Origin of the sequence: Microbacterium sp. ARD32, from assembly GCF_031844385.1 — a bacterium.
In the GTDB taxonomy this organism is placed as follows: Bacteria; Actinomycetota; Actinomycetes; order Actinomycetales; family Microbacteriaceae; genus Microbacterium.
In genome coordinates this window covers 576,978-595,088 of record NZ_JAUZVD010000001.1, presented here as the reverse complement: position 1 = coordinate 595,088, position 18,111 = coordinate 576,978, and the positions used below count along the sequence as shown (strand labels likewise).

Here is an 18,111-nt window from a genome sequence, read left to right as displayed (position 1 = left end):
GCCGATCATCTCACACTCCCCCGCCGCGCCGCCGACACGGGGTTGCACGGCGAGCGCACAGGTGCGAGAATTACCAAACGATCGGTCAGTAAATCAGCGCACGCCGAGGAGTCGAAGATGACCGCACCCGCAGACCTGTCCGCCGTGGACGACGCCGCAGCGATCGCCCGCTTCGACGACCTCGTCGCACACGAGCAGCGCATCGAGCCGCGAGACTGGATGCCCGACGCCTACCGCAGGACGCTGATCCGCCAGATCTCCCAGCATGCGCACTCCGAGATCATCGGCATGCAGCCCGAGGGGAACTGGATCACCCGCGCCCCCAGCCTGAAGCGCAAGGCGATCCTGATGGCCAAGGTGCAGGACGAGGCGGGCCACGGCCTGTACCTGTACTCCGCCGCGCAGACCCTGGGCATCACCCGCGACACGATGATGCAGCAGCTCATCGACGGCAAGGCCAAGTACTCATCGATCTTCAACTACCCGACGCCGACCTGGGCGGACATGGGGGCGATCGGCTGGCTGGTGGACGGAGCCGCGATCGTGAACCAGGTGCCGCTGTGCCGTGCGTCGTACGGCCCGTACGGCCGCGCGATGGTGCGGGTGTGCAAGGAGGAGTCGTTCCATCAGAGGCAGGGCTTCGAGATCCTGCTGCAGCTGATGCAGGGCACCGACGAGCAGCGCGAGATGGCGCAGGATGCCGTGAACCGCTGGTACTGGCCGAGTCTGGCCATGTTCGGCCCGCCGGATGACCAGTCGCCCAACTCGGCGCAGTCGATGAAGTGGAAGATCAAGCGCTTCTCCAACGACGCGCTGCGCCAGCGCTTCGTCGGGATGCTGGTGCCGCAAGCCGAGATCCTGGGCATCACCCTGCCCGACCCCGAGCTGCGCTTCGATGAGGCCACCGGCGAGTACGCGATGGGCGAGATCGACTGGGACGAGTTCTTCGAGGTGCTGCGCGGAGACGGCCCCTGCAATGCGGAACGGCTCGAGCGTCGCCGCACGGCGCACGAGGAGGGCGCGTGGGTCCGCGAGGCCGCGGCCGAGTACGCCCGGGGTTCGTCTCGCTCCGCTCGCTCAACCACAGGAAAGGGAGTGGCCTGATGGCGACGAGCGGCTACGACGAGCAAGAGACCTGGCCTCTCTGGGAAGTCTTCGTCCGCGCGAACCGCGGACTGAGCCACGTGCACGTCGGCTCCCTGCACGCGCCCGACGCGAGCATGGCGGTGCGCAACGCCCGCGACCTGTACACGCGCCGCAACGAGGGCGTGTCGATCTGGGTCGTGCCCGCCGACGCCATCACCACCAGCGATCCCGACGACAAGGACGCCTTCTTCGAGAGCCCGGCCGGCAAGAACTACCGGCACGCTGTGTACTACACGGCATCCGAGGGGGTGCCGCACCTGTGACTCACGAGGATGTCCACGTCTCGGTGAACCAGCTCGACCTGGCATCCGAGCTCTCCGGCGGCGACAGCCGCGCAGCATCCGCCGACATCGCCGAATACGCGCTCTGGCTCGGCGACGACGCGCTGATCTGCTCGCAGCAGCTGGGCGCGTGGATCACGCGCGCGCCCGAGCTGGAGGAGGACGTGGCGCTGGCGAACATCGCCCTCGACCTGCTCGGCCACGCCCGGTCGCTGCTGCGCTATGCGGGCTCGTGGGACGGCCGCAGCGAGGACGACCTGGCCTACTTCCGCGACGAGCCCGACTTCCGCAGCGCGTGGATCGTGGAGCAGCCCAACGGCGATTTCGCGCAGACCATCGCCCGCCAGCTGATCGTCTCCACGTACATGTTCGAGCTGTACTCGGCGCTGCGCGCCTCGACCGATGAGACCTTCGCGGCGATCGCGGAGAAGTCGGTCAAGGAGGTCGACTACCACCGCGATCACGCCGTGCAGTGGGTGCTGCGCCTGGCCGGCGGCACCGAGCTGTCGCGGGAGCGCATGATCCGCGCTCTGCGCGACATGTGGCCGTACGTCGACGAGCTCTTCCGCGACGAGCCGCTGATCGACCGCCTCGCGGATGCCGCTGCGCGCCCCTCGGCGCTGCGCGCCGGCTTCGATGCCGTGATCGATGCCGTGTTCGCCGAGGCCGAGCTCGAGGTTCCGACCGTGGGCCGGTCCCGCGCAGGCGGCCGACGCGGCTCGCACGCCACGCCGATGGGTCACCTGCTCGCCGAGATGCAGGTGCTCGCCCGCCGACATCCGGGTGCGACGTGGTGACCCTCATGCGTGACGCGAGAACCCGCACCGCCCACGCGCGCGAGATCGTCGCGCGCGTGACCGACCCCGAGATCCCGGTGCTGACCATCGACGACCTGGGCGTGCTGCGCGATGTCAGGGCGGATGCCGCCGGTCGCGTCACCGTCGACATCACGCCGACCTACAGCGGATGCCCGGCCATGGACGCCATCCGCGACGACGTCATCCTCGCCCTCACCGCCGAGGGGTTCGACGACGTCGAGGTGCGGCTCGTGCTCTCCCCCGCCTGGACCACCGACTGGATGAGCGAGGAGGGCAGGCGCAAGCTCACCGAGTTCGGCATCGCACCGCCGTCCGGCCGCGCGTCGCACAGCCAGGGACCGATCAAGGTGCAGCTGGCCGTCAAGTGTCCGCAGTGCGGTTCGCTGAACACCCGCGAGGTCTCCCGCTTCGGCTCCACCTCCTGCAAGGCGCTCTACGAGTGCCGCGCCTGCCTGGAGCCGTTCGACCATTTCAAGGTGATCTGATGCCGCTGTTCCGGATGCCCTCCCCCGCTGATCCCGGCACCCCGGCCGCACGCCCGGCCGCCGACCGGCGACGCGCGCGCTTCCACACGCTGACCGTCGCAGACGTGCGCCGCCTCACCGACGACGCCATCGAGGTGAGCTTCACGGTGCCCGCGGACCTCGTCGACGACTACGCGTACCTGCCCGGGCAGTACGTGGCGCTGCGCGTGCACCTGGACGGTACCGAGGTGCGCCGCTCCTACTCGCTCTGCCGTCCGCCCGCGCCGATGCGCGACGGCGCCACCAGCCTGAGCGTCGCGGTCAAGCGCGACGAGGGCGGTGTGTTCTCCACCTGGGCGCAGACCGAGCTCACCCCGGGATTCGAGATCGACGTGATGAGCCCGCAGGGCACCTTCACCTCGGGGCTGTCCGAACTGGCGGGCACGCACGTCGTCGGCATCGCCGCGGGTTCGGGCATCACGCCGATGATGGCGCTCGCGCGCAATCTGCTCGCGGCATCCGATTCCACCCGGTTCACGCTGCTGTACACGAACAAGGCGACCAGCGACGTGATGTTCCTCGAAGACCTCGCCGATCTGAAGGACCGCCATCCCACCCGGCTGGTGCTGCACCACGTGCTCTCCCGCGAGCAGCGCACCGCGCCCGTGCTCTCGGGTCGAATCGATGAGCCGAAGCTGCGCACGATCCTGGATTCGCTGATCCTGCCCTCCACAGTCGACGAGTGGTTCCTGTGCGGACCGTTCGCTCTGGTCGATCTGTGCCGGGAAGTGCTGGCCGACATCGGGGTGCCGCGCGAGCACGTGCGCTTCGAGCTGTTCACCACCGGCGACGCGCCCGTCGAGCGGGGTCCGCGCCAGGTGGAAGTGCGTGCCGGGGAGAAGTCTCATCGCATCGAGATCAACCTGGACGGCGTCTCCTCGACCGTGGAGAGCCCCGTCGACGCGCACGAGTCGGTGCTGAACGCCGCGCTGCGCGTGCGCCCGGACGCTCCCTTCGCGTGCTCGGGCGGCGTGTGCGGCACCTGTCGCGCACGAGTGCTGGAGGGCAGCGTGACGATGACCGAGAACTACGCGCTCGAGCCCGACGAGCTCGAGCGCGGCTACGTGCTCACCTGCCAGTCCCATCCCACCAGCGACCGCCTCGTCGTGGACTACGACGTCTGACCCGGGCTCGAAAGGAGCACCATGATCGACCTCGCCATCGCCGACGACGTCGCGCACATCGCGCTCAACGCCCCCGCCAAGCTCAATGCACTCGACGAGCAGGCACTGCACGATCTCGCCGCCGCCTACGACGACGCCGAGCGCGCCGGCGTCCGCGCGCTCGTGCTGCGCGGTGAGGGCCGCGCGTTCTGCGCCGGGCGCGACATCTCCGGGGTCGACCCGCGCGACGACGACGTGACCGGCTACCTGGGTGGGATCGTCACCCCGCTGCTGAAGCGGATGGCAGCCTTTCCCGCCCCGACCTTCGCCGTCGCGCACGGCGCGTGCCTGGGCGTGGGGCTCGGGCTGCTGATCGCCACGGATGTCGTGTACGTCGCCGAGTCGGCGAAGATCGGCTCCCCGTTCGCCGCACTCGGCGCCACGCTCGACTCCGGCGGTCACGCCCTGTTCCTTGACCGGCTCGGTGCGCACAGGACGCTCGATCTGATCTACACGGGACGCCTGATGACAGGCGCCGAGGCCGTGGCGTCGGGGCTGTTCTCCCGAGTGCTCCCCGATGACGAGGTGGTGCCGGCGACGACGGATGCCGCGGCCGCAGCATCCCGCGGCGCGACCGCGGCGTTCCTGGCGAGCAAGCGGCTGATCGCCCGCATCCGCGACGAGCGTCTGGCGCTGTGGGAGGCGGTCGAGCTCGAGAACGCCGCGCAGGCGGCCCTGTGCGATACGGACGACTACCGCGAGGGCTTCGCGGCCTTCCAGCAGAAGCGCACGCCGGAGTTCCGCGGCCGCTGACCTCGTCTCCCGGGGCGCACGCGGTGCCACCCGCGGCAGGAAGATGGAGAACGTCGGCTCACAGCCCTCCCTACCGACGAATTCCATCCGGCCGAAGCGCTGCGAGATGGAGAACGTCGGCACCGGGGCTTCGGCGCCGACGAAATCCATCCGGCGCGAGTGTCGGGGCGTGGTGCGAGAATGAGGGGATGATGCTCTCGGAGCTGGTCGACACCACCGAGGCGGTCGCGGCGACATCGTCGCGGCTGGCCAAGATCGATGCGCTCGCCCGGTTGCTGGAGCGCGCCGACCCGGACGAGATCGTGCCGCTGACCGGCCTGCTGCTCGCCGCACCGCGGCAGGGTCGGCTGGGGGCGGGCTGGCGAACGCTGACAGCGCTCGACGTGGAGCACGCGGATGCCGCGCGGCTGACGGTGCTCGACGTGGACCGGTCTCTGGACGCCTTCGCCGCAGCATCCGGTGCGGGCTCCGCCGCGACCCGTCATCAGCTGCTGCAGGATCTCGCCGGCCGCGCGACCGCATCCGAATGGGGCCTCCTCGCCCGCGCGATGCTGGGCGAGCTGCGCACCGGCGCGCTCTCCGGCGTGCTGACGGATGCCGTCGCCCGGGCATCCGGCCGGCCGCCGGCATCCGTCCGCCGTGCCGCCATGCTCACGGGCGAGCTCGGCGAGACCGCCCGGCTCGCGCTGACCGGCACCGAGGTCGAGCTCGGCGCGGTCGGCCTGCAGGTGGGTCGTCCGGTGCTGCCGATGCTGGCGGCGAGCGCAGCCACGGCGAGCGCCGCACTGCAGATCACCGGCCGAGCATCCGTGGAGTACAAGCTCGACGGGGCGCGGATCCAGGTGCATCGGCACGGCGACGACGTCGGCGTGTTCACCCGCAGTCTCGCCGACATCACGGACCGCGTTCCCGAGATCGTCGAGATCGTGCGCGCGCTTCCCGTGCACGACGCGATCCTCGACGGCGAGACGCTCTCGCTCGACGAGGACGGCGGACCGCGTCCGTTCCAGGAGACCATGTCGCGCTTCGGCGCCGCGGCATCGCGCGAACTCGCGCTGCGCCCGTGGTTCTTCGACCTGCTGCATCTGGATGGGCGCGACCTGATCGATGAGCCGCTGTCCACCCGGCTGTCCGAGCTGGAGCGCGTCGCCGGCGAGTGGCGGATGCCGGGGATCATCACCGACGATCCGGATGCCGCCGAGCAGCTCTCCCGCGAGGCGCTGACCGCGGGGCATGAGGGCGTGGTGGTCAAGACGATCGACTCGACCTACACCGCGGGGCGCCGGGGGAAGTCCTGGGTGAAGGTGAAGCCCGTGCTCACGTTCGATCTGGTGGTGCTGGCCGCCGAATGGGGCTCGGGACGTCGGCGCGGGATGCTGTCGAACCTGCACCTCGGAGCCCTGGATCCTGCTGGTGAGTTCGGCGAGCCGGGCGGACTGATCATGGTCGGCAAGACGTTCAAGGGTCTCACCGACGCGCTGCTGCGCTGGCAGACCGAGACCTTCCCCGAACTCGAGACGCGCCGCACCGCACAGGCCGTCTTCCTGCGCCCGGAGCTCGTGGTGGAGATCGCGATCGACGGCGTGCAGCGCTCTCCGCGCTACCCGGCGGCATCGCGCTGCGCTTCGCCCGGGTGAAGGGATACCGGCCGGACAAGGGCGTCGCCGAGGCCGACACCATCCAGACGCTGCGCGCACTGCTGCGCGGCTGACGGCAGGCGGGTCCTCGCGTCAGGCGCTCGGCGCCAGCCCCTGGTCCTCCTCGGCGACGGTGCCCCGGAACGACCAGGGAAAGTCGATCCAGAGGTCGGTGTCCTTCCAGGCGAAGTCCGGCTGGATGATCGTGGAGGGCTTGCTGTAGATCGTGACCGAACGCACATCGGCGCCCTTGTCCTGCAGCAGCTGCACGGCAAGCGCCAGCGTGCGCCCGGAGTCGGCGACGTCGTCGACCAGCAGCACCCGACGACCGTCGAGGTAGGCCATGTCGAGCTCGGGCGGCAGCACCTCCGGAGCATCCCGCACCGTGCCGATGCCGGTGTAGAACTCGACGTTGATGGCACCGCAGTTCTTCGCACCCAGACCGTAGGCGATCGCGCCGGCCGGCAGCAGTCCGCCGCGGGCGATCGCGACGACCACCTCGGGAGCGAAGCCGCTGGCGAGGATGCTCCTGGCGAGCTCGCGCGTCGCCGCACCGAAACCGTCCCAGGTGAGCGTCTCGCGCTCGATCGCCGCATCCGTCATCGCTCCATTCTCATGCATCCGGTCGCCGCCGGGCGCTCGCGGCCCGAACCGGTCGCGCGATGGGGTACAAACGAATGGGGCCCGTCGCACAACGCGGGCGCCCGCATCCGTTCGTCGCTCCGAGGTCTCCATGTGTCGTCTTTTCGCCTTCGTCTCGCCCATCACCGCCAGCGCACGCACGGAGCTCGGTGCCGACGGCGTGGAGAGTCTGCTGGCACTGGCGCGCCTGCACGGCGACGGCTGGGGGCGCGCGAGCGTGCGCGAACCCGGCGCGGCACCGATCGTGACGCGCTCGGCCGTCTCGGCCGCAGAGGATCCCGGCTTCGACGCCGCGCTGGCGACGCCCTGCCGCGCGGCCGTCGTGCATCTGCGCTGGGCCACCGCGGGCTTGCCGGTCAATCTGCGCAACGCGCACCCCTTCGAGGCGGACGGCGTCGCGTTCGCGCACAACGGGTCGATCAAGCCGCGTGACACTCTGCAGGCGCAGCTGCGTCCCGAGAGCGTCGAGGCACTGCAGGGCACGACCGACAGCGAGATGTACTTCGCGCTGATCCGCGAGCGGCTCGCCGCCGGGGACGCGCTGCCCGAGGCCGCGGCGCACGTCGCGCACAGTCTGCGCGAGCTGTTCCCCCTGGCCAGCCTGAACGCCCTGATCCTCGACGCCGAGCACCTCGTGGTCGTGCACGCCAGCGCGACCAGCGCGCTCACCGAGCACGATCTCGCACGCCTGGCGCCGGTCGCGGAGCTGCTCCCCGACGAGCACAACGAGGACTACTTCGCGCTGCGCATGCGCGAGAGCGCCGACGGCACCGTCATGGTCGGCTCGACCGGCGTGGCGGGCGTCGGCTGGGAGCCTCTGCCCGCCGAGTCCGTCACCGCGATCCGCCTGCACGACCGGCAGCGCACGACCGTCGCCCTCGGATCGCTCGCCGCCGCGCACTCCTGACCGCCGGCGGTAGAATCGTCACGTCCGGCCTGAGGCCGGTGCCCGAAAAAGGGGCACGAAGCACTCCGCGACCCGTCGGGTCGCCGCGACGACGCGCGAGTGGCGAGACATATACGGACCCCCTCCGTTCCGTCTCGAAAGGCCTTGCCGTGCCCACTGTCTCCGCCCACGTCGCCCTCACCCTCGCCCAGCACGTCGACCACGTCTTCGGCGTGATGGGCAACGGCAACGCCTACTTCCTCGATGCGATCGAGACGCAGACGGATGCCGTGTTCACCGCCGTCCGCCATGAGCAGGGAGCCGTGGTCGCGGCGGACGCGCACTTCCGGGCATCCGGCCGGATCGCCGCGGCGACGACGACGTACGGCGCCGGCTTCACGAACACGATCACCGCGCTGGCCGAGGCCGTGCAGGCGCACGTGCCGCTGGTGCTCGTGGTCGGCGACGAGCCCACGTCCGGTCCACGCCCCTGGGATGTCGACCAGATCGCACTGGCCTCGGCCGTCGGGGCGCGCACGTACACCACCGGCCGAGCGGATGCCGCCGCCACCACCGTCATCGCGGTCGAGCACGCGCTCACCTACCGCGTGCCGGTCGTGCTCGCGATCCCCTACGACGTCGCGGCACTCCAGGCGGGCGCGTTGCCCGAGGCGCCCGCTCCCCGCATCCCCGCGCCCCTGATCCCGCGCGGGGAGTTCGCCGACCGGATGCTGGACGAGATCGCCACCGCGCTCGCGGGCGCGGAGCGGCCGTTCCTCCTCGCGGGCCGCGGGGCCTGGCTCGCCGGCGCCGGAGACGCACTGGGCGCGCTGGCCGAGGCCACCGGGGCGCTGACCGCGTCCAGTGCGCTGGGCCGGGGCGTGTTCCCCGACGCGCGCTACGACCTGGGCGTGACCGGCGGCTTCGGGGCCGAGGCGGCGATGGAGCTCGTGCGCCAGGCCGACGTCGCCGTCGTGTTCGGCGCGTCGCTGAACCAGTTCACGATGCGCTTCGGCGAGCTGTTCGCTCCGGGCACGCGCGTCTTCCAGGTCGACGTGACGCCCGCGGCGACGCATCCGCACGTCGGCGGCTTCGTGCGGGCGGATGCCAGGATCGCGGCCGAGACCCTCGTCGAGCGGCTCGGCGGCCCTTCACTTCGACTCGCTGACGCTCGCTCAGTACAGGCGACAGGTTCAGGGGCCCATGATGAAGGACGCGATGAAGGATGGATCGCTGAACCTGTCGAAGCGTCGAAACGGATGCCCTGGCGCGAGACCGTCGACGTCGCCGCCGCGCGCGCCTATCCGGAGGGCGACGCCGTGGCGCCGGACGGCCGCCTGGACCCGCGCTCGGCGGCGCACCGGATCGCCGAGCTGCTGCCCGAGGACCGTGTGGTGGTGTCGGATGGCGGGCACTTCATCGGCTGGGCGAACATGTACTGGCCGGTCGCGGCTCCTGACCGCATGATGATGGTCGGCACGGCGTTCCAGTCCATCGGTCAGGGCTGGCCCAGTGTGGTCGGCGCGACCCGGGCCCGCCCGGAGTCGACGGTCGTGCTCACCTCCGGCGACGGCGGCGGCCTGATGGCGATCTCCGATCTCGAGTCGGCTGTGCGCGCTGCGGGCGGCCACGGCTGCGCGGTGATCTGGAACGACGCGGCCTACGGCGCGGAGGTGAACCTGTACGGGCTGAAGGGCCTGGCGGAGGGCCCGATGCGCATTCCGGAGGTCGACTTCGCCGCGTTCGGGGCGGCCGTCGGCGCCGAGGGCGTGGTGGTGCGCACCCTGGCCGATCTCGACAGGCTCGCCTCCTGGGCATCCGAGGATCCGGCGACTCGGCGCTTCCTGGTGCTCGACCTGCGCATCTCGGGCGCGGTGATCGCCCCGTACCAGCAGGAGATCATCCGCGTGAACTCCTGAGCCGTCCGCGTCCTGCGTCCGCGCCTGCGCAGCCGCCGGCGGCGGTGCAGGTCAGTCGAACTGCTCGATGCCCTCCAGCCGGATCTGCTCCAGATCGAGACGCGCCGAGATCCGGTGCACGACCAGGTCGTCGACCGCACCCGAGCGCCGCAGGCCGCCCAGCACCTGGCGCTTCTGCTCGAGCATCGCCAGCCTGAGCCGGGAGAACTCGTCGTGCCGGATCAGCGGCGAGCGCTGCTCGAGGTCGACATCCTCCGACGTGGCGACCATCTGCAGGGTGGTGCCGTCCGCGACGGCCACGTCGCCCGACTCCGCCGTGCCACCGGCGAGCGGGTCGGGTGAGACAAGCATCTCCTCCATCGCTCCCACCTCGGCGTCGATGATCGCCCGTTCTCTGGCCGCCGCCCGCGCATTGGCGAGCTCGAGCATCTCGTAACCGTCACGGCGCACGCGATCGCGCACCTCGGCACTGATCCCGTGCTCGGCTGCCAGCGCATCCAGTGCCGCCATCGCCGCGCCGGCGATCGTGCGCTCGGCCAGCTCGAACTCCTCGTCCTCGCCGTGGTCGACGGGGTGACGGGCCCAGCGCGCGACCGCAGGCAGCAGCGGGCCCTGCACGAGCAGACTCAGCAGGATCACGCCCGCCGTCACGAAGATGACGTCCCCGCGGCCGGTCAGCGCCGAGCCGTCGGGCAGCGCGAGCGGCACCGACAGCGCGATCGCCAGCGACACCGCCCCGCGCATGCCCGCGACCGTGCTCACCACCTGCATCCGCGTGCGCACTCCCAGCGGGGCGGCAGAGCCCCCGCTCAGCCTCTGCAGCGGCACCGCCAGCACCTGGAACAGGAAGCGCACGACCAGCAGCACCGCCCACACCGCGACCGTGATCAGGCTGAGCCAGCCGATGGTCTGCAGCGAGGTCTGATGCACGATCCACTGCACCTCCAGACCGATCAGCACGAACAGCGCGCCGTTGAGCAGGAACACGCCGAACGGCCAGGCCGCCTCCGCCTGACGTCGCGATGCCGCGGTGGTCACCTGTGCGTTGAGGGAGGCTGCGATCAGGCCCGCCACGACCACCGCGAGCACACCGGAGGCGTGGATGAGCTCGGCGATCATGAAGGCGGTGAACGGCACCAGCAGCATGGTCACGTTGATCACGATCGCGCTGCCGCCCGGTCGTCGCAGCAGCAGCCAGGCGGCGGCGGCCACCACCGCGCCGACCAGGATGCCGCCGAGATAGGAGACGAGCACGGTCCACGTCACCATCAGCGGCGTCACCTGGCCGCCGACGGCGAGCGAGACGGCGATCGCATAGAGCACGAGCGCCGTGCCGTCGTTGGTCAGGCTCTCGGCCTTGAGCTTCATGAAGGCGCGACGCGGCAGCAGCCCGCCCAGTGCCGCGACGGCGGTCGCGTCGGGCGGGGCCACAGCGGCGCCGAGGATCAGCGCGATCTCCCACGGTATCCCGAACATCGCAGCGACCGCGGCGACCGCGAACGCCGAGGCGACGACCAGCAGCGTGCTCATCGGCAGGATGTAGCGGAAGTCGCGCCGGATCGACCGCAGCGAGGTGGTCAGGCTCTCCCAGAACAGCATGACCGGCAGGAACAGCAGCAGCACCGTCTCGGGCGGCAGCTGCACCTCGCGCAGGGCAGGCACGAAGCCGAGCAGCAGACCGAAGACGACCAGTACCAGCGGCAGCGCGACGCGCAGCCGCGGCGCCAGCAGCGTGCCGACCAGGATCGTCAGCCCCAGCAGCACCGTGACCTCAAGACCTTCCATGCGCCACTCCCTCCGCCGTCCCGGCTGCGCGCGCCGTGCGAAGAAGCACAGCACCTGTGCGGGACACGGTATTCCCGACCGGCCGCCTGCGGAAGAGCGACCTCAGATCCAGCCCTTGTCCTGCGCGATGCGCACCGCCTGGGCGCGGTTGCCGGCACCGGTCTTGCCGATCGCTGCGGACAGATGGTTGCGCACGGTACCGGCCGAGAGGAAGACCTCGGATGCCACGGCCGCAGCCGACCGGCCGTCGGCGGCCAGCCGCAGCACCTGGCGCTCTCGCTCGCTCAGCGGATTCGCCCCCTCGAACAGGCTCTCCTCGGCGAGCGCGGAATCGAGCACGCGCAGACCGGCGTGCACGCGTCGCACGGCGTCGGCGAGTTCCTCGGCCGGGGCGTCCTTGGCCATGAACCCCGCGGCACCGGCATCCAGCGCCGACCGCAGATAGCCGGGACGCGCGAACGTGGTGACGATCAGCACGCGCGTCGCGGGGCTGGCGGCGCGCAGCCGGCGGGTGGCCTCGATGCCGTCCAGGCCGGGCATCTGGATGTCCATCAGGCACACGTCGGGGGCGTGCTCGGCAGCCAGCGCCAGGGCCTCGGCGCCGTCGGCCGCGACACCGGCGACCTCGATGTCGGGCTCCAGCGCCAGCAGCGCTGCGAGGGCGCCGCGCACCAGCGCCTGGTCATCGGCGATCACGATCCGCACGCTCACCAGGTCACCTCCACACGTGTTCCCCCTGTCGGCGGCTGGGAGAGCTGGAACTGCGCGCCGGCCGCTGCCGCCCGCTCGCGCATCCCGCGCACGCCGTTGCCTTCGTGTCCGCTCATCCCCCGACCGTCGTCCTGCACGGCCAGCATCCCTGGTCGCAGCGTGACGGTGGCACGGGTCGCCTGCGCGTGGCGCAGGATGTTCGTGGTCGCTTCGCGCAGAATCCAGCTGGCGGTCAGGCCCTGCGCGGGTGAGAGCGCCCCAGGCTCGCCGTCGACCGCCGGGCTCACCCCGGCGGATTTCAGCGCAGCGGAGCTGGCGGCCAGCTGCTCGGTGAGCGAGGCCGCCCTGGCCCCCGCGACCGTCGAGCGCACTCCCGAAATGGCCTCTGCGGCGAGCGCCTCGATGTCGGCGAGCTCGGTCTTGGCGCGTTCCGGGTCGGTGTCGATCAGTCTGCGGGCCAGCTGCGCCTTCATCTTCACGACGGTCAGCGAGTGGCCGATCAGATCGTGCACGTCACGGGCGACGGCCTCGCGTCCCTCGCTGGTGGCCAGTTCCAGGCTGAGTCGCTCCGCGTCCGCAGAGCGGAGGATCAGCCAGGTGGACACGGTGTTCACCACGCCCAGCAGCAGGACGATCGCGAGGATCGAGATGTAGCTCTGCACGTCGCCGGATATCAGCATCCAGCCGAGGGTGAGCGCGACGGCCACGGTGAAGGTGGTCCAGTGCGCGATGCGGTTCAGCCCGTACGAGGCGAACGACATGATGAACGGCAGGAAGCTCAGTGCGACACCCCCCTCTGCGGGGATGGACAGCGCAGCGCAGACGATCAGCCCTGCGAAGAACAGCCACTGCGCCGGCCGTCCCGGCGCCCTGCCCAGGCCGCCGCCGGCGCAAAGACCGTGCATGAATCCGACCACGTACAGGACGACGAACGCCGCCATCGCGACCCAGGCGACGATGATCCACATCACAGGCGCCACCGACTCGAGCAGCGCCAGCACCGGGTAGACCAGGAACACCAGCCAGATCACCGCCATGAGCCAGCCGAACCGGTCCCAGGGGCTCTTCGGCGCGCCGCCGTGCGGCTTCGCCATCCAGGTGGCGGGAGTGGATCCGGCTGCGGACCGGACCGATGGCGCCTTCCGGTCCGCAGCCGTGTCGTGGGATTCCCGCGTCATGTCTTCAACCTACTGGCCGATGTCGTTCACTGGCGGGCCTTCGAGCGTCGCACGCCCGCGAGCACCAGCACCGAGAACAGCGCCAGCCACACGATCACGTTCAGCAGCACGGCCCACACCGGATCGGTCTGCCCTGTGGTGAGAGTGCCGTCGGTGAGCGGCCACCGGCTGAGGGCGACGAACCCGTACAGCGGAGTGAAGCGGGCGATGTCGAGCATGACCCCGTCCAGCGGCATGAAGACGTTTCCGAAGAAGGCGAAGAACGTCATCGAGATCGAGGCGAGCGCGGCCGCGGAATCGGCGTTGAAGAACAGCCCGACCCCGAGCCCGAACAGTCCGTACATCAGCCCGATGCCGAGGATGATCGCCGCGGCGGCGACCCAGCGCCAGGTGTCGTCGGCGCTCGCGCCGGTGAGGATGCCGGCGGTGAACACGGCGACCAGCGCGAGCGCGGCGAAGCTCACCGCCGTGATCAGCTTGGTGACCGCATACCCGACCGTGCCGAGCGGGGTCATCGCCAGCTGACGTCCCCATCCCTGCTTCGACTCGCTGGCGGCCAGCGAGGTCAGCGAACTCATCGCCACAGCGGTGCCGTAGGCCGCCATCGAGATCATCACGTAGAAGGAGACGTTGCCGTGTCCCGCGGACTGGCCGCCGTAGGCGGCGCTCGCCCCGAACAGCAGGTACATGACCACGGGCATGGTGAGGGTGAACGCCAGGGTGTACGGATTGCGCAGCTGGCGCAGCGCCTCGATCCGGAGCATGGTGGTCGAGATGCCCTTGCGGGGCGTGCGGGGAGCCCGCACGAGCGGGCGGGAGGTCGGAGTGGCGGTCGAGGTGGTCATGGGTCAGTGCTCCGTGAGTGCGGTGAACGCGGTTTCGAGGGTGGGTGCGGTGATCTCCAGGTCGCGGGCGCCGGCCGCCAGCAGTGCTGCGGCCACGGCATCCGAGTCCGCCGCCCGCAGCGTGAGACGATCCGCGTCGACGCGCAGCTCGGTGACCTCGTCGCGCTCGCGCAGCTCGGCGAGGATGCCGTCAGCATCCTGTGCGTCCACGGTCGCGGCGACCGTGCGGGCGCCGAGCCCGGCGCGCAGCTGAGCGGTCGGGGCGTCGGCGACGACCGTGCCGCGGTTCATCACCACGGTACGGCGGGCGAAGTGCTCGGCCTCCTCCAGATAATGGGTGGCGAAGATGATGGTGCGGCCGGCGTCGGCATCCGCCCGCATCACGTCCCAGAAGTGCCGGCGCGCAGTGACGTCCATGCCCGCAGTGGGCTCGTCAAGCACGAGGATGTCGGGATCGGCGACCAGTGCGAGGGCGAACTTGACGCGCTGTTGCTCGCCGCCCGAGCACTTCGAGACGCGACGACGGGCGATCTTCTCCAGATCGGCGCGCTCGAGCACCTCGGGCACGCGCTCCAGCGCGGGCCTGCCGTGCAGCGAGGCGATCAGACGCACCGTCTCGGCGACGGTGAGGTCGGAGAGCAGTCCGCCGGTCTGCAGCACCGCGGCGATGGAACCGTCCGATGCGGCCTGAGAGGGGCGCCCGCCCAGTACCTGCACGGTGCCCTGGTCTGCGTCGGTCAGGCCCAGGAGCATGTCCAGGGTGGTCGTCTTGCCTGCGCCGTTCGGGCCGAGGAGCGCGACGATCTCGCCGCGCCGCACGACCAGGTCGACGCCATCCACCGCCTGCACGCGGCGCTCGCCGGAGCCGTATCCCTTGCGCACACCGCGCAGCTCGATCACGGCATCCTTCGGATGCGCGTCCTGGATGGTGGGAGCGGGTGCGACCCGCGTCTGCGGGGCTGCTGTCGTCTGCATGCTTCCATCCTGACCGCCGAGCGCAGCCGGTGCCGGATGTCGATGTCACGAGGTCGGCATGACAGTTGTCATGCCGACCCGGGGACGGGTCTCGCCTTCGAATCGCTCAAATGGCCCTGAATCCGGCCGGAATGGAGCAATTCAAGCGATTCGAAAGAATCAGGATGCCGGCAGCAGCGCGCCCTCGAGGAAGGCGGAGAGCCGGTCGACGGCGTTCAGCGGCAGGATCGCCGCGACGTACTGGTCGGGACGCACGACGACCACGGCGCCCTCGCGGGAGATCCCACGCGTCTCGAAGATGTCCTCCTGGCACCACACGGTCGGTGCCGCCGCGTACACCTTCTCCCAGTCGGTCAGGCCGAGCGGTCCGGTCTGCGGGCGGAACAGGGCCGGGGCGTCGGTGAACTCGAACTCGTCGTGGCCCTGCTGATAGATCGCCTTCACGTCGAAGACGGCGTCGACGTCGCCGTCCTGCGGCGTGAAGCACGCGAACAGCGGCTCCACGGCATCGGCCCAGGATGCCAGCGCTGAGGCGTCCGCATCGGCGAAGGCGTACACGCGCCAGCGCCCATCGGCCCTGGCGTGGTGCCCCAGGTGCTGGACGTTGCCGTCGCTGACGCGGGTGACCTGCGCCGATTTGAAGCGCTTGCCGAGCGGGAAGCCGGTGGCCAGCTCCTGCCGAGAGGACCCGTCGACGATCATCGACGGCTCGTACTGCGTCATGAAGCCGGAGGGGAACTCGGCGGTGCCCAGGTAGAAGGCGGCCAGCTCCTGCGGGTCGGAGATCTCCTCGGGCTTGCGCGCCATCAGGCTGGACCACTCCCGGTCGAAGTCGATCAGCTGCTGCGCGACCGGGCGGCGCTCGGCGGCATAGGTTGACAGCAGCTGCTGCGGGGCCCGCCCGGTGAGCACGTGGCCCAGCTTCCAGCCCAGGTTGAAGCCGTCCTGCATGGACACGTTCATGCCCTGCCCGGCCTTGGCGCTGTGCGTGTGGCAGGCGTCGCCGGTCAGGAACACGCGCGGGTGACGATCGGCATCCAGCGCGTCGTCGAAGCCGTCCGTGACGCGGTGGCCGACCTCGTAGACGCTGTGCCACGCGACCTGCTTCACGTCGAGCGTGTAGGGATGCAGGATCTCGTTCGCCTTGCGGATCACGTCCTCCAGCGGAGTGTGCCGCACCTGCCTGTTGTCGCCCTCGGCGACCGCGCCGAGGTCGACGTACACGCGGCTGAGGTAGCCGCCCTCGCGCGGGATGTGCAGGATGTTGCCCGCCTCGGCATTGATCGCGCACTTGGTGCGCCAGTCCGGGAAGTCGGTGTTCACCAGCACGTCCATCACGCCCCACGCGTGCGCGGCCATCGCGCCGACGTGCTTGCGGCCGATGGCCTCGCGCACGCCGCTGCGGGCGCCGTCGCAGCCGGCGACGTACTTCGCTCGGATGGTGCGCTCACTGCCGTCCGCGACCTGGCGCACCCGCACCTCGACGGGGAACGCACCCTCGTCGCGCACGGTGAGGCCGAGGAACTCCACCCCGTAGTCGGGCTCGATGCGCCCTGGCCCGTGCAGCGCCGCCTCGGCGAAGTAGTCCAGCACCCGCGCCTGGTTGACGATCAGGTGCGGGAACTCGCTGATCTTGTAGCCGTAGTCCTCGGTGCGCGAGGTGCGGATGATGTTCTCGGGATGCTCCGGGTCCGGGCCCCAGAAGTTCATCCAGCCGATGTTGTACGCCTCGGCGATGATGCGGGGCGCGAAGCCGAAGGCCTGGAACGTCTCGACGCTGCGGGGCTGGATGCCGTCGGCCTGACCGAGCTCGAGGCGCCCTTCGCGCTTCTCGATGATGCGCGTGCTCACGGTCGGGAACTGCGACATCTGGGCGGCCAGCAGCATGCCCGCGGGGCCGGAGCCGACGATGAGCACGTCCATCTCGTCGGGGAGGTCCGCCGGTCGATCCAGGCCGATCCCCTCGGCGGGGAGCACCCGCGGATCGTGGGAGACATAGCCATGGTGGTGGAACTGCATCGTCGGGTCCTTCCCTGGACTGCATCGTCAGGTCTTGTGGCAGCGGAACGCGTGTTCTATATTCGAACATGACGTTCTACTATTGAACAGATCGTAACCGACGATCGGATGCCCCGACAAGGCCGCCCCGAGGAGACCCATGCCCGCCCCCGCCTCGCAGACGCTGAGCCGCGGCATCCGGATCCTCGAGATCCTCGCCGACGGGCCGCTCTCGATCGATGAGCTCGCCGCGCGGCTGGAAGTGCACCGCTCGATCGCGTACCGCCTGCTGCGCACGCTCGAGGATCACCGGCTGGTCGCGCGCGACGCGGCCGGCCGCGCCGCGCTCGGCCCGCGGATGGCGGCTCTCGCGGCCGGCGTCGCGCACGACCTGCAGGCCGAGGCGCTGCCGGAGCTGACCGCGGTGGCCAACGAGTTCGCGCTGACCGCGTTCCTGGCCGTCCTGGACGGCGACGAGGTCATCACGCTCACCAGCGTCGAGCCGCGTCACTCGGTCGTGGGTGTCGCGCAGCGGCCGGGTACCCGGCATCCGGTCACGGCGGGCGCGCCGGGAAGGGCGATTCTGGCTCAGCTGCCGGATGCCGAATGGCCCGACGTCTCCGATGCGCTCCGCGCCGAGGTGCTCAGGACCCGCACCGACGGATACGCCACCAGTCACGACGAGGTCATCCGCTCGGTCGGCGCTGTGGCCGTTCCGCTCGCGCTGCGTGGCCGCCGCCCCGCAGCCCTCGCCGTGGTGCACATGGCGTCCCGGCATCCGGATGCCGCGATCGCCGCACGACTGCGGGAGTCGGCGACCGCGATCCGCGAGGCCCTCGGCGGCTGAGGG

The 18,111-nt window shown here is 70.7% G+C and carries 16 protein-coding genes and 1 pseudogene; 10 read left to right on the top strand and 7 right to left on the bottom strand.

All coding sequences use genetic code 11. From position 1 onward, the window contains the following. The first annotated feature begins 117 nt into the window (after positions 1 to 117). The 7 genes and pseudogenes from paaA to Q9R19_RS02690 all read left to right on the top strand — a co-directional run bounded on the left by paaA (position 118) and on the right by Q9R19_RS02690 (position 6,396). A complete protein-coding gene (gene paaA / locus Q9R19_RS02720) occupies positions 118 to 1,104 on the top strand; it encodes a 1,2-phenylacetyl-CoA epoxidase subunit PaaA (RefSeq protein WP_311254808.1) in 987 nt (328 codons plus the stop codon). Then, the gene (paaB, locus tag Q9R19_RS02715) at positions 1,104 to 1,409 is read left to right on the top strand and encodes a 1,2-phenylacetyl-CoA epoxidase subunit PaaB (protein ID WP_311254807.1); all 306 of its coding nucleotides are present in this window, start codon (positions 1,104 to 1,106) and stop codon (positions 1,407 to 1,409) included. Before paaA ends, paaB begins: the two co-directional genes overlap by 1 nt. Continuing rightward, the gene (paaC, locus tag Q9R19_RS02710) at positions 1,385 to 2,224 is read left to right on the top strand and encodes a 1,2-phenylacetyl-CoA epoxidase subunit PaaC (RefSeq protein ID WP_311255851.1); all 840 of its coding nucleotides are present in this window, start codon (positions 1,385 to 1,387) and stop codon (positions 2,222 to 2,224) included. Before paaB ends, paaC begins: the two co-directional genes overlap by 25 nt. 5 nt (positions 2,225 to 2,229) lie before the next feature. Next, entirely contained in the window at positions 2,230 to 2,730 is a 501-nt protein-coding gene (paaD, locus tag Q9R19_RS02705) for a 1,2-phenylacetyl-CoA epoxidase subunit PaaD (protein WP_311254806.1), read from the top strand. Next, positions 2,730 to 3,893, top strand: a complete 1,164-nt coding sequence (gene paaE / locus Q9R19_RS02700) for a 1,2-phenylacetyl-CoA epoxidase subunit PaaE (protein ID WP_396653436.1) — start codon at positions 2,730 to 2,732, stop codon at positions 3,891 to 3,893. The genes paaD and paaE overlap by 1 nt, the downstream gene beginning before the upstream one ends. 21 nt (positions 3,894 to 3,914) lie before the next feature. Further along, the gene (locus Q9R19_RS02695; protein ID WP_311254805.1) at positions 3,915 to 4,685 is read left to right on the top strand and encodes an enoyl-CoA hydratase/isomerase family protein; all 771 of its coding nucleotides are present in this window, start codon (positions 3,915 to 3,917) and stop codon (positions 4,683 to 4,685) included. 188 nt (positions 4,686 to 4,873) lie between these two features. Continuing rightward, positions 4,874 to 6,396 (top strand): annotated as a pseudogene (locus tag Q9R19_RS02690) (ATP-dependent DNA ligase). Between the two features lie 19 nt (positions 6,397 to 6,415). Here the strand turns inward: Q9R19_RS02690 and Q9R19_RS02685 are convergent. After that, complete coding sequence (locus Q9R19_RS02685; protein WP_311254804.1) at positions 6,416 to 6,925, bottom strand: phosphoribosyltransferase; 510 nt, start codon at positions 6,923 to 6,925, stop codon at positions 6,416 to 6,418. Positions 6,926 to 7,055: 130 nt separating this feature from the next. On the opposite strand from Q9R19_RS02685, the gene Q9R19_RS02680 reads away from it, so the two are divergent. Beyond that, positions 7,056 to 7,871 carry a class II glutamine amidotransferase gene (locus tag Q9R19_RS02680; RefSeq protein WP_311254803.1) on the top strand — a complete coding sequence of 272 codons (816 nt, stop codon included), beginning with the start codon at positions 7,056 to 7,058 and terminating at the stop codon, positions 7,869 to 7,871. Positions 7,872 to 8,020: 149 nt separating this feature from the next. After that, positions 8,021 to 9,769, top strand: coding sequence for a thiamine pyrophosphate-binding protein (locus tag Q9R19_RS02675; RefSeq protein ID WP_311254802.1), 1,749 nt, complete (start codon positions 8,021 to 8,023; stop codon positions 9,767 to 9,769). Positions 9,770 to 9,820: 51 nt separating this feature from the next. Here the strand turns inward: Q9R19_RS02675 and Q9R19_RS02670 are convergent, their stop codons facing one another. The 6 genes from Q9R19_RS02670 to Q9R19_RS02645 all read right to left on the bottom strand — a co-directional run bounded on the left by Q9R19_RS02670 (position 9,821) and on the right by Q9R19_RS02645 (position 17,282). After that, entirely contained in the window at positions 9,821 to 11,554 is a 1,734-nt protein-coding gene (locus tag Q9R19_RS02670; protein WP_311254801.1) for a Na+/H+ antiporter, read from the bottom strand. Between the two features lie 102 nt (positions 11,555 to 11,656). Next, entirely contained in the window at positions 11,657 to 12,268 is a 612-nt protein-coding gene (locus tag Q9R19_RS02665; RefSeq protein ID WP_311255849.1) for a response regulator transcription factor, read from the bottom strand. Continuing rightward, positions 12,262 to 13,443 carry a sensor histidine kinase gene (locus tag Q9R19_RS02660; protein ID WP_311254800.1) on the bottom strand — a complete coding sequence of 394 codons (1,182 nt, stop codon included), beginning with the start codon at positions 13,441 to 13,443 and terminating at the stop codon, positions 12,262 to 12,264. The genes Q9R19_RS02665 and Q9R19_RS02660 overlap by 7 nt, the downstream gene beginning before the upstream one ends. 26 nt (positions 13,444 to 13,469) lie before the next feature. Then, positions 13,470 to 14,288 (bottom strand): ABC transporter permease, encoded by an 819-nt coding sequence (locus tag Q9R19_RS02655; RefSeq protein ID WP_311254799.1) that lies wholly within the window; start codon positions 14,286 to 14,288, stop codon positions 13,470 to 13,472. A 3-nt stretch (positions 14,289 to 14,291) separates the two neighbouring features. Further along, complete coding sequence (locus Q9R19_RS02650) at positions 14,292 to 15,263, bottom strand: ABC transporter ATP-binding protein (RefSeq protein ID WP_311254798.1); 972 nt, start codon at positions 15,261 to 15,263, stop codon at positions 14,292 to 14,294. Between the two features lie 159 nt (positions 15,264 to 15,422). Next, positions 15,423 to 17,282: an FAD-dependent monooxygenase gene (locus Q9R19_RS02645; RefSeq protein ID WP_311254797.1), complete on the bottom strand. Its 1,860-nt coding sequence runs from the start codon at positions 17,280 to 17,282 to the stop codon at positions 15,423 to 15,425. 139 nt (positions 17,283 to 17,421) lie between these two features. Here Q9R19_RS02645 and Q9R19_RS02640 point away from each other — a divergent pair, with 139 nt between their 5' ends. Then, entirely contained in the window at positions 17,422 to 18,108 is a 687-nt protein-coding gene (locus tag Q9R19_RS02640; protein ID WP_311254796.1) for a helix-turn-helix domain-containing protein, read from the top strand. Positions 18,109 to 18,111 lie beyond the last annotated feature (3 nt).